This is a genomic window from Microbacterium sp. Bi128 (assembly GCF_918698205.1).
The window spans coordinates 1-1,101 of sequence record NZ_CAKKMM010001595.1 but is presented as its reverse complement, the minus strand read 5'-3'; the positions used below and the strand labels follow the sequence as shown (position 1 = coordinate 1,101).

The following is a 1,101-nucleotide window of genomic DNA, read 5'->3' as shown; positions in this document are numbered from 1 at the left end:
CCCCCGGCGTGAACGCCAAGGGCGCCTGCATCGGTGAAATGGGTTCGCGTGTCCGGGCGGTCATGACTGAACTGAACGACGAGAAGATCGACATCGTTGACTACAACGACGATCCTGCGACCTTCATCGCCAGCGCCCTCTCGCCGTCGCGCGTGAATTCGGTCACAATCACCGACGAGGCGACGCGTTCGGCCCGGGTGGTCGTTCCCGACTACCAGCTCTCCCTCGCCATCGGCAAAGAGGGCCAGAACGCCCGTCTCGCCGCCAAACTCACGGGATGGCGAATCGACATCGTCTCCGACGCCGCCGTCAACACCGGCAAATAGCGCAAGCGCGCAAGCGCACGAACACGGGCTGCGGGCCGCCATCGCGGCCCGCGGCCTGTGTGCGCTCTCACGGGTTAGCCGTGATTTCCAAGCTGACCGGCATGCCTGGGTTCGGGACCCGGGCGCCGGAGGGGCTAGAATAGACATGACCGCGCCTAACGGCCGGTATCCGTGTGTCTTTGGCGCGTCTGGGTTTTTCCCGGATTCCCGGGACGCGGTGATTCACCAAGCAGTTGTACTGGCAGGAAGATACTCGAACGTGGCACATGTGCAACACCTCGGGAATCAGCCGCAGCGCACCTGTATCGGATGCCGACAAAAAGGATCGCGGTCGGAGTTACTCCGGCTCGTCGCCGGCGCCGGTGGTTCGTCCGCCGTCGTGGTGGATGAACGACGCCGGATGGCTGGCCGGGGAGCATGGCTGCACCCCAGCGAAAAGTGCCTGGCACTGGCGGTCAAACGTCGAGCGTTCGGCCGCGCCCTCAACGGCGCAGCCGGTACGGCCGATGTTGAACGCCGGATCACTGCCGGCACGGAAGCCGTGGGCACCCCGGTGGCCGCAGCAACAACCGTCCAACCTGAAAGCGGGTCAGAAAACTGATGGAAACCCGATGAGTTCCCAGCGATGAGTGCGCAACGATGACAACTTTGTTGCGCTCTGCAATGGGCCTTTCAGCTGCATTCGCGGCGGAGGCCCGCAGTAAGAAGTAGACGGTTCGTGCCTGGCTCGGTGCGGACCGAGACAGGAGAAATGTGGCCAAGGTCCGCGTACATG

Annotated in this window: 1 protein-coding gene and 1 pseudogene; both read left to right on the top strand. The window is 63.9% G+C overall.

The features are described 5' to 3' along the window. Nucleotides 1-326, top strand: a pseudogene (locus LQV45_RS34805) (transcription termination/antitermination protein NusA); the annotation flags it as partial. A gap of 145 nt (nucleotides 327-471) precedes the next feature. Further along, the gene (locus tag LQV45_RS34800; RefSeq protein WP_084476152.1) at nucleotides 472-927 is read left to right on the top strand and encodes a YlxR family protein; all 456 of its coding nucleotides are present in this window, start codon (nucleotides 472-474) and stop codon (nucleotides 925-927) included. The last annotated feature ends 174 nt before the right edge of the window (nucleotides 928-1,101 follow it).

What these genes read in the sequence shown, in the direction of transcription:
- LQV45_RS34800 (WP_084476152.1), top strand. Translation starts at nt 472, where the DNA reads ATGACCGCGCCTAACGGCCGGTATCCGTGTGTCTTTGGCGCGTCTGGG.